The sequence below is a fragment of the Acinetobacter sp. CWB-G5 genome, assembly GCF_019209785.1.
Taxonomy (GTDB): domain Bacteria; phylum Pseudomonadota; class Gammaproteobacteria; order Pseudomonadales; family Moraxellaceae; genus Acinetobacter; species Acinetobacter johnsonii.
Genome location: NZ_JAHUTF010000001.1, coordinates 171,041 through 183,427 on the forward strand (window position 1 = coordinate 171,041; position 12,387 = coordinate 183,427).

At 38.0% G+C, this 12,387-nt stretch carries 14 protein-coding genes; 4 read left to right on the top strand and 10 right to left on the bottom strand.

All coding sequences use genetic code 11. The features are described 5' to 3' along the window. Positions 1-13: 13 nt before the first annotated feature. The 6 genes from KVY11_RS00790 to KVY11_RS00815 form a co-directional block, all read right to left on the bottom strand. Positions 14-295, bottom strand: a complete 282-nt coding sequence (locus KVY11_RS00790; RefSeq protein ID WP_218287706.1) for a hypothetical protein — start codon at positions 293-295, stop codon at positions 14-16. Between the two features lie 33 nt (positions 296-328). Continuing rightward, positions 329-574, bottom strand: a complete 246-nt coding sequence (locus KVY11_RS00795) for a type II toxin-antitoxin system HicB family antitoxin (RefSeq protein ID WP_151732041.1) — start codon at positions 572-574, stop codon at positions 329-331. 96 nt (positions 575-670) lie between these two features. Further along, complete coding sequence (locus KVY11_RS00800) at positions 671-1,054, bottom strand: hypothetical protein (RefSeq protein ID WP_218287707.1); 384 nt, start codon at positions 1,052-1,054, stop codon at positions 671-673. Between the two features lie 33 nt (positions 1,055-1,087). Continuing rightward, positions 1,088-1,834 carry a hypothetical protein gene (locus tag KVY11_RS00805; protein WP_151732043.1) on the bottom strand — a complete coding sequence of 249 codons (747 nt, stop codon included), beginning with the start codon at positions 1,832-1,834 and terminating at the stop codon, positions 1,088-1,090. Next, complete coding sequence (locus tag KVY11_RS00810; protein ID WP_218287708.1) at positions 1,824-3,197, bottom strand: CAP domain-containing protein; 1,374 nt, start codon at positions 3,195-3,197, stop codon at positions 1,824-1,826. Before KVY11_RS00810 ends, KVY11_RS00805 begins: the two co-directional genes overlap by 11 nt. A 27-nt stretch (positions 3,198-3,224) precedes the next feature. Then, positions 3,225-3,833 carry a hypothetical protein gene (locus KVY11_RS00815; protein ID WP_151732045.1) on the bottom strand — a complete coding sequence of 203 codons (609 nt, stop codon included), beginning with the start codon at positions 3,831-3,833 and terminating at the stop codon, positions 3,225-3,227. A 1,114-nt stretch (positions 3,834-4,947) separates the two neighbouring features. Here KVY11_RS00815 and KVY11_RS00820 point away from each other — a divergent pair. Continuing rightward, positions 4,948-5,286: a hypothetical protein gene (locus tag KVY11_RS00820; RefSeq protein WP_010326922.1), complete on the top strand. Its 339-nt coding sequence runs from the start codon at positions 4,948-4,950 to the stop codon at positions 5,284-5,286. Continuing rightward, positions 5,276-6,121, top strand: a complete 846-nt coding sequence (locus tag KVY11_RS00825) for a hypothetical protein (protein ID WP_087014602.1) — start codon at positions 5,276-5,278, stop codon at positions 6,119-6,121. The genes KVY11_RS00820 and KVY11_RS00825 overlap by 11 nt, the downstream gene beginning before the upstream one ends. 59 nt (positions 6,122-6,180) lie before the next feature. Here KVY11_RS00825 and KVY11_RS00830 read toward each other — a convergent pair whose 3' ends face one another. Then, the gene (locus KVY11_RS00830) at positions 6,181-7,131 is read right to left on the bottom strand and encodes a MobA/MobL family protein (RefSeq protein ID WP_218287710.1); all 951 of its coding nucleotides are present in this window, start codon (positions 7,129-7,131) and stop codon (positions 6,181-6,183) included. A 584-nt stretch (positions 7,132-7,715) separates the two neighbouring features. Here KVY11_RS00830 and KVY11_RS00835 point away from each other — a divergent pair. Beyond that, positions 7,716-8,414 (top strand): hypothetical protein, encoded by a 699-nt coding sequence (locus KVY11_RS00835; RefSeq protein ID WP_218287712.1) that lies wholly within the window; start codon positions 7,716-7,718, stop codon positions 8,412-8,414. 371 nt (positions 8,415-8,785) lie between these two features. Further along, positions 8,786-9,082, top strand: coding sequence for a hypothetical protein (locus KVY11_RS00840; RefSeq protein WP_110974796.1), 297 nt, complete (start codon positions 8,786-8,788; stop codon positions 9,080-9,082). A 22-nt stretch (positions 9,083-9,104) separates the two neighbouring features. Here KVY11_RS00840 and KVY11_RS00845 read toward each other — a convergent pair whose 3' ends face one another. From KVY11_RS00845 to KVY11_RS00855, 3 genes are all read right to left on the bottom strand, one after another. Beyond that, the gene (locus KVY11_RS00845) at positions 9,105-9,911 is read right to left on the bottom strand and encodes a phospholipase D-like domain-containing protein (protein WP_218287713.1); all 807 of its coding nucleotides are present in this window, start codon (positions 9,909-9,911) and stop codon (positions 9,105-9,107) included. A 30-nt stretch (positions 9,912-9,941) separates the two neighbouring features. Further along, the gene (locus KVY11_RS00850) at positions 9,942-10,958 is read right to left on the bottom strand and encodes a site-specific integrase (protein ID WP_218287714.1); all 1,017 of its coding nucleotides are present in this window, start codon (positions 10,956-10,958) and stop codon (positions 9,942-9,944) included. A 503-nt stretch (positions 10,959-11,461) separates the two neighbouring features. Further along, the gene (locus KVY11_RS00855) at positions 11,462-12,274 is read right to left on the bottom strand and encodes a BRO family protein (RefSeq protein WP_218287715.1); all 813 of its coding nucleotides are present in this window, start codon (positions 12,272-12,274) and stop codon (positions 11,462-11,464) included. Positions 12,275-12,387: the final 113 nt, after the last annotated feature.

Genomic DNA, 12,387 nt, shown 5'->3' on the forward strand with positions numbered 1-12,387 from the left:
CATCGTGATATCTTTATTTCCGACCAAATCGTTCCAATTCAGCTTCGTTAAAATCCTCATTAAACATCTGCTTCACCCGATGCTCTCTTTTTAACGTTGCGACAGTAGCGAAAAAACATGCCTCACATAAATACAGTTGATACTGTTCTCCATCATGTTTGGATTCCTTACCCCAATTGGTAGACAGGACAGCATGGTTCAGTTTCGTGGATTCCATACAAACATCACATAAAATATCTGCGAGTTGTTCTAGGTCTTTATCTTGTTCTAAATCTTTGTGTTCTTTGCTTTTCACATTGGTCTCCTCACTTTTTGATGCTTGTGAGATTTATGTCAGTGCCAGATCCAAAGCAATCAGGATCTCACCCTCTTGGCATTCACTGGGTGAAGGTAAAGTCCGACCCTCTTCACGATAAAAGTCCACACTGGTGAACAGCGCATCTTTGGCCATTTGTAAGGCATCGTCCCAGTCATCACCACAAGTGATTGCCTCGGGAATATCCCGAAAAGAGACGTTGTACGCTTGCCCTTCTTGTTCAAATTTTGCTGGATAAAATACTGGACGACATAACATGATCGAATTCCTATAAATACTGATTGAATCATTCATTTCTTGTTTTAAAGGCCCCTGCCTCAGCAAGGGCTCGTCTTGATCACTATTGCAATCTGGTTATCTAAAATAATAACCCAGCGTATCGTCTTTTGAGTCTCCCCACCCTGTCCAGATCTCTGTCAGCTGTACATAATCCTGATTGACGCTTTTGACTTTATATAAAAAGCTACGGGGTGGAGAGGTCTCATTGAGGCGTACTTTTTCAATTAAGATAAAGGTCTTGTCATCCAACCATCTGACCCTAAGATGTAGGGGATCCTGACACTGCCCCAGTTCTGCATACATCGCCGCATCTTTGCCATTTTTGGAGAAGGACAAGCCGGCACATTGAACCTCAGGGAGGTCCATCACCAAACGTTTTCCGATCAGGCTTTCTTTGGCGCCCGCACAGGCTAAGGTTGAAAGGCTGAGACATAAGCCCGCTAAAAATATTTTTTTCATGATGCTACTCTTTATTTATTCAGTTGAAGCGGTTTAAAACATATTGTCAATAAAGCCACACTGTAATATGTGCTGTGATGGATCTATTGGATGGTCATACAGACTGATATAGGCAATCATGTCGGTCAGATCAGAAACATCCCGTTTATAGTGCTGGGTATAGATGTAAATCTGTTTAGGGCTGTAACGCTTTCCATTTTGAAAGACCTCCCCGTTAAACACCTTTAAATGCGGATACTGTTGAAAGACCTGATGGGTCTTAGTACGTTTCTCATTGTCATGTGCTGAGGCTTGATCCCACTGCTGTTTAAAGCGTTTAAATTGCTGCCCGCTATAGTGACTGAACTGAATCTTTAAACCCGCTTCAATTTTTTCTTTGGTTTGGGCCATGTCATCATTGCGATAAATCGAGGTACTTGCCCCAGCTACACTGACCTGCATCAAAGCCTCGATGCGTTGAATCGGATTGCGTTTATCTTTGGGCAAATAGACTTCTATTTCAGGACAATCCTCACAGTAGTTTTCATCGTCTGGATCATCTACCACGCTTGATTTTTGCTGGGTGTATTGCTGCTTAAATTGTTGTTGCAGCGTTGTTCGCTTAGAGGCTGCGGTATGCGTCCATTCTCCTGTGGCCAATTGATTGCTAAACGACTGTTCTTGCTTGGCCCAATCCAAACAGTTTAAGCCTTGCTCTAAAGTCACTGGCTGTGCCACTGCAGTCTGTAAAACCAACAGTGAAGCATTAGCAAGTAAAAATGGTCTCAGCTTAAATGCCATTGGAGGATTCTCCTGCTGAGCGTTTTTCTCCTGATAAGTGCTGTTCATCAGACTGATCATCGACTTTAAACCAGTAGGCATAATCCTCAGCTTTTCCATCCACCAATACGTTTTGCACCTGAACGTCATAGATCACGTTGTATTGCATTGCGTTAAAATGAAATTGCAGGTTATTGGCCACTAAACCATAGCTGATATTGTCATACTGGATGTTGCTGATCGTTTGGATGTGCTGATTGTCTCGTCTAGTCACTATGAGCTTCGCCTGTGAAAAATCCACCGTATTGTTGGCATAGGCATTTTGAGTATTGACTAAAATCGACAAGGATAAAGGTTCAGTTTTTGCAAAGAATTTCTTCGGATACACATGATACGGATAGGCAATCCCCCCTTTCGGCATCGTAGTGCCTAGGGTTTGTGATGCATAGGGATAGACCACCTTCATGGCAGCCCCTAAGATGGTCGCTACGCTTTTAGCCTCGGTATTGGAGACTTCACCATAGGCGGTTTTAGTCAGGAAGGGACTCAAGATATGACGTCGATGTCCAATGCTGGCCGAGTTTTTTTCAATCAACCAATTGATCACATGGGTATCAGCACCGTAGCTGGCTAAAGGTTGATAGGCTTGAACAAAGTTCAAGTTCGATGTTGAAGCCCCTTGATAGCCAATATCACTAAAACAACGCCATGTTCCATCTGGATAATGTGAGGTCTTTTCATTCACCGCCAGTAACATAGAGGCTTGCATCATTTGGTCTTCATAAGCCTGGTCATAGCGAACTTTCGGCAGATTATGTAAGGCACGAATCTCATTCAATGTATTGATAAACAGCTGACGCTCCGCCTCACTGGGTCTTCCTGCATGACAGGCATTCAGATCTTTATGCTCCTCTGCTTGCGCCTCAATGACATCCACCATCATTGTGCTATTCACAGGCAGAAGCTGTGATATTCCTGCCTGTGTCAGTGTTAAAGTACATTTGCCCACACCAAGGGCTTTGAGCTCGCCTAGTTCGAAGTCACAAATATTGGGACTCTCACTGCTAAAACTGAGGGTCAGATCTTGATCCGTCTTCAGGTTTAACTGATAGGCCTGACCTTTGAGAAAGCGCTGGAGCTGTAAAGGTTCAAAGCTTTGTGCTGTCTTGTTTTTACAGATCCCTTCTTGGAGATATTGCGTTTCAGAACACGTGACAGGCTGAGGTGAAGTACCGCCATTATTTGAGTCCTCTGCTCCACTAGCACTTCCACTAGAACTTGAACCGCCACCACCACCGCTACATCCGGCCATCGCCATACTGATGGCCAGCATTAAGGTGCTGGTTCTAATGGATTGCATCCCCGATTTTGAATGTTTCATCATTTTATTACCCTCTCTTATTCTTGGTTATTATTGGTAATGATCAGCTGATAGTAGTTGGCGGATTTCACTGGCCATTTTGGGGCTACGCCAAGGAAACAACACTTTGAGGCGGTAATGCGGTTTGAATTGATCGCGTGTTCCAATATTGACTTGGTATTCTCTTTTGACTGGGCTGCGATGTTCGTGATAGCGGATATGCGTTCCCGTCATCGGATTGCTAGTAATTGTGCTTGTATAAGACACTTTGTCTTCAACTAAGTTGAAGTGACCGACCGAAGTAATATAATCAAATGGGTATTTCACTAAACGCTGTTCGGGTTCATCAAACAGGATGATGGTTTTATGCTGACTGTTAATCCAGACCCCACGATTGTGATAATTAAACTGTTCACCTTGACGGGTCAGTTGCTCCGTCATACCTGCAAAGTAGGTATTGCCATATGTATAGAAGTAATAGGTGATCACAAACCATAACAGCCAGATGCCAAAGAATAGGTAGCCAAACCAGCCAAAGGAAAAGACTTTAGCAATAATTAAAAAAATGACGATCGGCACCACGATGCACTTTACAAAGACCTTGGATTTTTGTGGGCGATTTTCGATTGAAATGATTTTTGGTTGAGTGAATTCAGACATCATTGTTCCCCGCATGTTCAATGCAATTGACAATCACAAGGGGATATAAAAATAAGTATTTTTTATAGGCGTGATTGAGCCATCCACCTTAGAGATTGTTCGTGTAAAAATGTTTTATTAATACAGCTTAAAAATTAAAATCAGTGCTGTATGCCCTGTTGAAGGACACAACAAGGTTGAACAGGTGCGGAGGCACAATAAAGAATAGATGGATACAGCATGAGAAGCTCCTAGATGTAATAGAAGTTCTACCAAATTACTGCTAAATAATGGTGGCAGAACGAAAAGGGGTTAGCAGACTGATCATCTAGGAATCAGCACACCCGAAAGTGTCCCCCTTCCGTCCTACCATAGAAAAAAAGGGGGACGTGAAGATTCCCACATTCAGTTTATATCCAAAAATATAAACCTTATGTGCTAGATGAATCGGTCTGCTAAAACCGACTGGCAATGTAGGCCAGCGAGCTCATATTAGATTTATCCAGCGCTTTAGTCAATTTCGCGATACGATAAAATTCACATGATCGGCTTGAATAAATTCAGTTAAGTTGTTGATTTCACCCATAAGCTCAAATTAAAACCATCGATGGGCTGATTTTGATGCTATGGATCGGTCTAAAATGAACTGCTCTTCTGTAATAAAATAAATGAATAAAATGATTGAATAGATCTTCTCCAAACATTCACTTTTTTTAAGTAGATCTGAAGAAAAGCCCTGCCGTATCAAACGACATACTCCTGTTCATCATAGGTAAACCCAGCCGTCAGACTTCCCCAATAACTAAAGCTTAATCAATGAATTAATGAAATGTTGCGTTTTGTAAAAATAATCAAATACAGCGTTGACAGCTCACGGGATACGCAGATAAGCTTATAGGACACAGCAAAATCTGTGTTCAGGCGTAGGAAACCTGATACAATCTAGGTGCAAATTAATGTCGCACTCGCGGCTATTTTTTTGCCTACTGTTTTAGCAGTCGCTATGGCAGTTTGGCAGGACAACCGTAAGGTTGGCTGATCCTAGATTCAGTATTTCCTACTCCTGTTAAACTGCCACCATCACCGTAGGAAAGTGATGCTGGTAAGTATTTAAAACTTATCTAGGACTACTGCTATGAACGCTACTTTTCATGGTGCATACACTTGCACATCTAAAAAACAAGCCTCTCAACTGATTGTTGAACTTGGCAAAAGCATTTCAAATCCCCAGCGTCAAAGTCTAACCCATCTTTATCAAGCACTCGATACTGCAGACTCCTTGTTGACCGAGCTTGAACATGCGCACCAAATTATTCGTCAATGTATGCGCCAGATGAATGATGAACAAATCGCTGAAGTCGCAAAACTCAATCAAAATAATCATACCCCATCGCTCTGGGCATTCCGCACCCATCAACGTCAAAACCTGATTGAACGTGCTGAGCGTCTTTTGGGAGCACGTTATGAAGCATAATCAGCATATTCTGCTGGCTCCCTCTGACTACCCTTTAATTGCTTCGCCTACGCTTGCAAAAGCGTATGGCGTCGCAGCCGCGACTTTTTTACAAAAGCTGCATTACTGCTTAGAAAAAAGTGATGCTCAAGTCCACAAAGGAAAAAAGTATTGGTTCCATAGTTATGAACAATGGCAACAAACCCTCGGGATCTATAGTGTCTCCACCATTAAACGGATCGTCGCTAAATTAAAACAAGCGGAGATTTTAGTGATTAAAAAGCTCTCAAAAAATAAATGGCTCCAAACCAATTTTTATTCAATTAACTATCGAAAGTTAAAACAATTGATCCAGCCGAATACTGAAACTCAAGCTCAACCGCAATCGTCTACTCAAACGGCAAAGACAACAGATTCAAAGTCCATAAGCAGTGTACATCCTGCTGAAGACACCCAAGCTGATACGCTAACGCTGTCAATTCAACAGGCGTTTCACACTCTCAAAGATCAGGCGATTACACACGAGCAGTCCTTAAAATCAGAGAAATGCTCCGCACAGCCAAACCTTGTAATCTCAGAACATACGACGGCACAAGGATTGATTCAGCCACTCTCCCCGATCGCTACAAGTGAAATACTCCAAAATATGAATACGGATTATCGTCATTTTTATCAAGCGCTCTTGCAGCAGCGCGTTGATATTCATTATGCAGATCAGCGCATCCAAAATTTACTCAAACAGCAGAAACACGTGATTCGACATATTGCCTACATCAAACAATCCTTTTGTGGTCAGGAGCGATATCAATGGCATCCACTTGAGCAATTACAAATCGACAGCTATTTAATCAAGTGAGCAAGTTCAACTTATTCAGATTGAACTTACTTATGACTCAGCCAGACAATCAAAATAAATTAGAAGTCGAAATCATTAGATTTAGGCTTCTGAGCAATATCATTATTTTCATATTGATACTGATTTCTTCTGGACAATTCAAGCTGATACTCAGCTTGATGTAATTCATATAAGTTCGCTTCTCGAATCTCTTTAACTATTTGTCTAACCATTTTAATTTTTTCTTGAATATCCGGATCTTTACTATGCAAATAATGTCGAGGTATTTGCGGAACATCTTTTAAATTTGTCCCATTTTTTTTGTTATAATCTTCATTCGATAAACATGAGACCTTATTTTCGACTTGCAACTTAATTCCGTAGATCTCCACTTCTTTAACTGGTGCATATTCTTTTAAAAATTTATTTATGACATTTTCTGTTATTTTTCGATAATGATTAATTTGATGACGACCGAGCCCAATTACATCTGCTGTTAGTTTCTTGGCACCGCCTCTCTCAGGATTTTTTGGACAATGTCTTTGAAAATACAGTTCTGGTGTTCGTTCAATGCCATCATAAATACTTCGTTCAGAATATAATAAATGCAAATGCGGTTGTTCATAACGCCCATCGAGGGTTGAAACATGATTATGAATTGCAAAACTATATGGCATCTGATATTGACCGCAGAATTCATATATAAGTTGATTCGACAATTCAATACGTTGCATACAATCAAGTTCTTTGGGTAAAGCCACGGTAATATGTGTAGATGTTCGCCCATTGATACTTTCATATTGATCTGCTGCATTCCAAAATACTTCGGGGCTATCAGCTGCCCAGATTGGCATATTGGCTGATGCTGTATATTCAAGCTCTTCAATATCTTGTTTATGCGTTGAAAAATATAATGTTCGCGTAATGTAGTGATAACCGAGTTCTGAAGAATGTCTAAATTTGTCTCTACGCAAATTTTTATGCTGAATTTTTAGTTCTTTGACATTATGACGTAAATCAAAATAATACATATACAAATCCAATTTCAAATAAAGAAAATGGAGCATATAAAATTATTCAAAAATTTTATTCGTTTGATGCAGAAAATGAAAAATAATGCGATTTTTTTTATATAAAATATATCAGCATCATAAATGTATGTACTTTTAACGTGTAACACCCCCAGTTTTAACGTGTAACACCGAACAAAATTTAAGCAAAAAAACATGTAACAACCCCAATTTTTAACGTGTAACAGACGTTTGTGTGATTTTTAATCATCTCAAGTGCTTTTCCCAATATTCAATAAATAATATCATTTAAATACAATAACTTAAAAAAATAAAAGTGCTCCGCAGGACGAGTAGTAGTGTTCATTAAAATTTTCTTTCAGAAAATTTTAATGAACACGGAGACGAGATAAAAATCTTTTTTTTGCATTCGCAAAAAATGATTTTTATCCCTCACCACTAACAGTAAAACTAACAGCCAAACTAGCAGGACTAACAGAGAGCAGAAAAAAAGTAGAACTTTTTTTGAATATTTAAACTTTTCTCAAGTTTTAAAATTGACATGTGATATACATTTTTTATTTTTTTAGTGAGAAAATATCACGATGAGTCGTACAGCATTAACAACACAAGATCACATTTATTCAATCGAATATTTTGCAATGAATAACCCTGCGTTCGAAAGTTCACATTATGATCTCATTCAATTAATCGAACAAAAAAAATTAGGAGAACTTAGTGATAAAGAAAAATATTTGCTCAAGAAAACCTATCAATATATAAATAGAAGAATCAAATACAATGAAATACTTACGCTTATCTTAGAAAAAGATGATCATCATATTACAAAAATAGAACGGGATATTTTAGATTACAGCTATATCAAAGAAGTTGTTCCACCAGTGCTTGAACATTATTTTTTAGCTGAAAAAATGTTAGACAATTATATGTCAAAACTACCTGACAATATAAAAATAAAAATCCATCAAAACATCTTAGCCACGGATGATGCTTTAGAAAAGCAACAAAATATTAAAAAGAGAAATAGGGATAATCATCAAAAATTTTTTATTGGTGGGACATTATTGTCGCTTCTTAAATTAAATAATAATGATGATGATCCAATCGAAATATTATTTGAGATCATGAAACTCTATTTAATGCATGATTATTTTGATAGAAAATCATTTAACACTGAAGAGATAAATGAATTTAATATTTCAGAAACTGGAAGAGAATTTAACAACAAAAAGAATTCAATTTTACTCAACTTAAACAACCCATTTAAAATTTACGATGAGTAAATAATTAAAAAACTAACAGAAAGAGCAGCATGCGTTAATAGCCGACCTTTTTAGGTCGGCTTAGCAGTGTGCGTTTCTAAAAATTCAATTCTCTTATTTTATAATAATATTTTCTAATAAATCACTTTACAAAAAACCATTTCTAATTTAATGAATATCCACCTAAACAAACTTAAGATTATTTTACTGATATAATAAATTAAAAAATAAACTTTTTTTTTGTTTTTTTAAACTTTTCTCATCTTTTTTTAAAATATTTTGATAATGTGCATCTTAAGTTTTTATTCTGGTGTTCTTGTGAAGTGATCATATAGCTGACCCTCTGTGATCATTTCATAAGAACACCAGTTTCACAGGATAATAAAATGGGTATGAATAAATATATTGTTATTGTTGAAGCAGAACATCCGCCGCAAGTCTTCCTACATGACACTATTCCAAATGTTGGTAAGGTTCTTGAACTTAAAGCAGAGGAATTCCCGAATCGAGTAACTGCAGCATGGCTAGCGCAGCGTTTTAACCTTTCTCGTAAAACCATTATTGAAAAGATTGGTGCTTTTAATAAAGGTGACGATAACAAGCATCTATATGATCCCAGAGAGGTAATGCCCATCTTAGAAAATTTCAACGTGATGGCTTCTAAACGTGGAGCACGGCGTAAAAATTAAAAAAATGGGGGCTTAGTGCTCTCTATCTTCTTGGTAAATCTTTGATGAGCTTTATAAATTCGTCCGCATATTTCTCAGCTTGATCTTTTTGTTCAATCACAGTTATATTTTCATTATTAAATGATGCTTTCACAGTCCAATTAAAAGAACCCGTAATAACTTTTTTGAAATCAATAACACAAAATTTATGATGCATTAAATTATTGAAATTGCCATTTTTAGGTGAGACTTTATAGTATTCGATCTCAGATTTTTCAAAGCGTATTCCCTTGCTTTCAGTCAAACTATCATCATTCACTATAATTCTTATGTTACCCCCTTTTTGATGTTGCCTATAAAGTGCCTCAGCTATCGGCTTAGAAGTAATCCATGCTACCGCAACCCATACGGAATACTTACTAGTTTTGATATGTTCTATTATTTCTTTCTCTATTTTTTCAAAAACAGGCTTGAGCTGTAAATCCTCTTGAATAGATTTTCCACCAATTTTATAGATTTCATTCTCATTTTTATAAAGCAATAAACCATCATGTTTCAATATTTTATTGAGTTCACATGCAATCTCATCAGGATTTTGTGTTTGGCGATCATCAACCAAAATCTCGATCAAGGAAATTAATTTAAAAGTTCCATTTATCTCAGCAAGCTTTTTATTTGTAAAGTCCCTTCTACTACCAAATTCCCCTTTTTTATTCAACTCCCAATAATCATCACTGAAGCCTAAATAATTAAATAGTTTTACAATATCAGGGCCCGATCTCCTCTCTGAAGAAAATTCACGCAAAATTACTGTTGTTAATTCATTTAATGATAAATCAGAAATTTGCATAATAAAAAGCCCCATTCAATGGGGCATATCTTAAGCAGCATTTAGCATTTTTGCTATCTCAGAAGCCGTTGGGTTGTAGTATGTGTTCACAAGAACCCCAATGGTTTTATGCCCAGTCAACTTAGCTAATATCTCAACAGGCAATTTTTGTTTATTCACAAAGCGTGTAATGGCTTCATGACGTGAATCATGGAACGTAAATGCTCCAGCAAGTCCGACACGCTTTAAATTACGCTGCCAAAGCAATCTAAACGAATTGGAGTTGTGTTTGACCAGTAACCCTTCGCGCTTAGGCAGTAGATCCAATAGCGCTCTTGCCTTTGTCGTTAACGGGACATCACGTGAGATACCATTCTTCGTATCGGGCAAGTGAACATAATCAGGAAAGACATGTTGGCTTTCAATCCCTAATATCTCACCTTTACGCATAGCAGTTTCAAGTGCAAATAAGAAACTCCAAGCTACATAATGTGCTGGTGTTTTCGGCACCATACCTTCTTCATAGTTATCTAAACCCACCAATACCTTTTCGATTTGATCTTGGCTTATACGGTTCTTTCTTGCAGGTGGTTTAATTGGCTTCTTAACCAAATTGAATGGATTTGAAGGTAGTAAAAATAGTTCACGTACAGCAAATGTGAAAACAGAAGATCCAAGGCTCATTTCTTTATGAATCGTCCCTGCTTTCACATACTGCAGTCGTCTTTCTCTATTTTCAGTAATTAGCTTTGGAGTGAGATCATAAATAGAGTATTCGGTCAGTTTGCCGTAATACCGTTCTAAATATTTGATGTGATTTTTGATGTAGACTTTGCTTTTAGTAAACTGACCAATTTTTTCGTAATAGATATTAAATAGCTGCTTTACGGTGTACTGGGGTTTATCTAAATTTTTGAGCTGCTTCTCATACTCAAGCTGTAATTCCATGAGTCGCTTGTGCGCCCATTGAATACATTCTTGTGAGGTATCTTTAGTTGCGGCATCACGAAGATGCTTGTATTTGACTTGGATGCGCCAGGCGTTGCCGCGTTTGACAGGTTTTTGCATATTAATAAACTCTCAATATTTGGTGCCGAAAACGGGCGCCATCCATCTTGAGATACATACGACCATCTCAAAATGGCGCCCGAAAGCGAAATATAAAGCAGTTTTTAATGCAAATTTTGGGTATTTTGATTCCCCAAAGCTGACCTATTTGACAATAAAAACAGGGAAATATCGTTTCAATACTCCCCTTAAAATATTGATTTTACTCAATATATATCTTGGTAGGTATATCCAGACTCGAACTGGAGACCTCTACGATGTCAAGATGAAGTCAAAACCCGACATAAGCCTTTAAAATATAACAATTTCATTGCTTATTTTTGAGCGTATTTTAGTCACTTTCTTACCAAACTAGACCCAATAAAATCAATAACTTAGAGCATCATTTCTCTACAGCTTTTTTGGGCTTTTGCCTTAAATTGCTCATTGGTATTTTGTCTTAAAAGTTGGCCTGCTGTCTTCGAGCATTAGACATAAAAAACCGCCCTTTCAGGCGGTCATTTTCACTTCAATAAATTGTATCTTTGGTGCGGAAAGGTCTTTAGCTCAAACATATGTTGATAGTCATAAGCTGGCAGTTCTACATTGTACTTTTTGCATAGATCCGATATGGCATAGCTCATAGAGAACATATTATCATGCAACATATAAACCAGTTGCGGATTTAGCTTGGCCAATGTTGGGCTATGGGTATTCCACCATGCTTGAAACAGCCGAGCGTGACCACAGAGCATTTCTATAGATTGGTTTTCATCTATATGAATATCCCCTTTTGCTTTGATCTGCATGGTTTCTAGGTAGTCCACAGCGTCTTGAAAATGCATGGCCAAAAGTTCGCTATAACGTGGAATACGAAAGTGCTTGTTATGTCTGGCCCAGAGTTCGGTGCGTTTCTTTGTACTGCCCTCACAACGTCGGTCGACGATTTCTTTAAGTATGGCTTGTTGCTCTGCGTTGATTTTTACTCGAGTGTCGATTTGCTGTTGCAGGACTTCTTTTTCCAGTACGTCGAGTACCCATTTGCGGAATTCTTTGGCTACTGCGGTTCGGGCAAAGAATGTGATGAGATGACAACCGCGTAAAGAAAAAAGACGATTATCCATTTCAACTGAACCTGTAGATCTAACGACCGTCAATTTGACGGTCGTTGTCATATCGGAAGTAAATTCATCAGACCTACGATCATAAATACGTGAGACTGAATCTTCGCGTGCATATCCTAAAGCTCGAGCAAGTTCCGATGATGTAATCCAAATTTGATTATCGTTACGCTGAATTGGATGAAATTGTATTGTATTAAATGATAGACTGTTCATATCAATTATTCTCGAAAATGATTGGTAACTCGCCCCGTGATCCGCCAAGATTATTCGGGGCGTTTTTATATCCCTGCTAGGGATATTTTTTAAATTTATTCTTATAACAACCT

Bases quoted from the DNA above. Each gene is read 5' to 3' on its own strand.
- KVY11_RS00835 (WP_218287712.1), top strand. From the start codon at position 7,716: ATGAGTCGTACAGCATTAACAACACAAGATCACATTTATTCAATCGAA.
- KVY11_RS00810 (WP_218287708.1), bottom strand. From the start codon at position 3,197: ATGATGAAACATTCAAAATCGGGGATGCAATCCATTAGAACCAGCACC.
- KVY11_RS00795 (WP_151732041.1), bottom strand. From the start codon at position 574: ATGTTATGTCGTCCAGTATTTTATCCAGCAAAATTTGAACAAGAAGGG.
- KVY11_RS00820 (WP_010326922.1), top strand. From the start codon at position 4,948: ATGAACGCTACTTTTCATGGTGCATACACTTGCACATCTAAAAAACAA.
- KVY11_RS00840 (WP_110974796.1), top strand. From the start codon at position 8,786: ATGAATAAATATATTGTTATTGTTGAAGCAGAACATCCGCCGCAAGTC.
- KVY11_RS00825 (WP_087014602.1), top strand. From the start codon at position 5,276: ATGAAGCATAATCAGCATATTCTGCTGGCTCCCTCTGACTACCCTTTA.
- KVY11_RS00805 (WP_151732043.1), bottom strand. From the start codon at position 1,834: ATGGCATTTAAGCTGAGACCATTTTTACTTGCTAATGCTTCACTGTTG.
- KVY11_RS00815 (WP_151732045.1), bottom strand. From the start codon at position 3,833: ATGTCTGAATTCACTCAACCAAAAATCATTTCAATCGAAAATCGCCCA.
- KVY11_RS00850 (WP_218287714.1), bottom strand. From the start codon at position 10,958: ATGCAAAAACCTGTCAAACGCGGCAACGCCTGGCGCATCCAAGTCAAA.
- KVY11_RS00830 (WP_218287710.1), bottom strand. From the start codon at position 7,131: ATGTATTATTTTGATTTACGTCATAATGTCAAAGAACTAAAAATTCAG.
- KVY11_RS00855 (WP_218287715.1), bottom strand. From the start codon at position 12,274: ATGAACAGTCTATCATTTAATACAATACAATTTCATCCAATTCAGCGT.
- KVY11_RS00800 (WP_218287707.1), bottom strand. From the start codon at position 1,054: ATGAAAAAAATATTTTTAGCGGGCTTATGTCTCAGCCTTTCAACCTTA.
- KVY11_RS00845 (WP_218287713.1), bottom strand. From the start codon at position 9,911: ATGCAAATTTCTGATTTATCATTAAATGAATTAACAACAGTAATTTTG.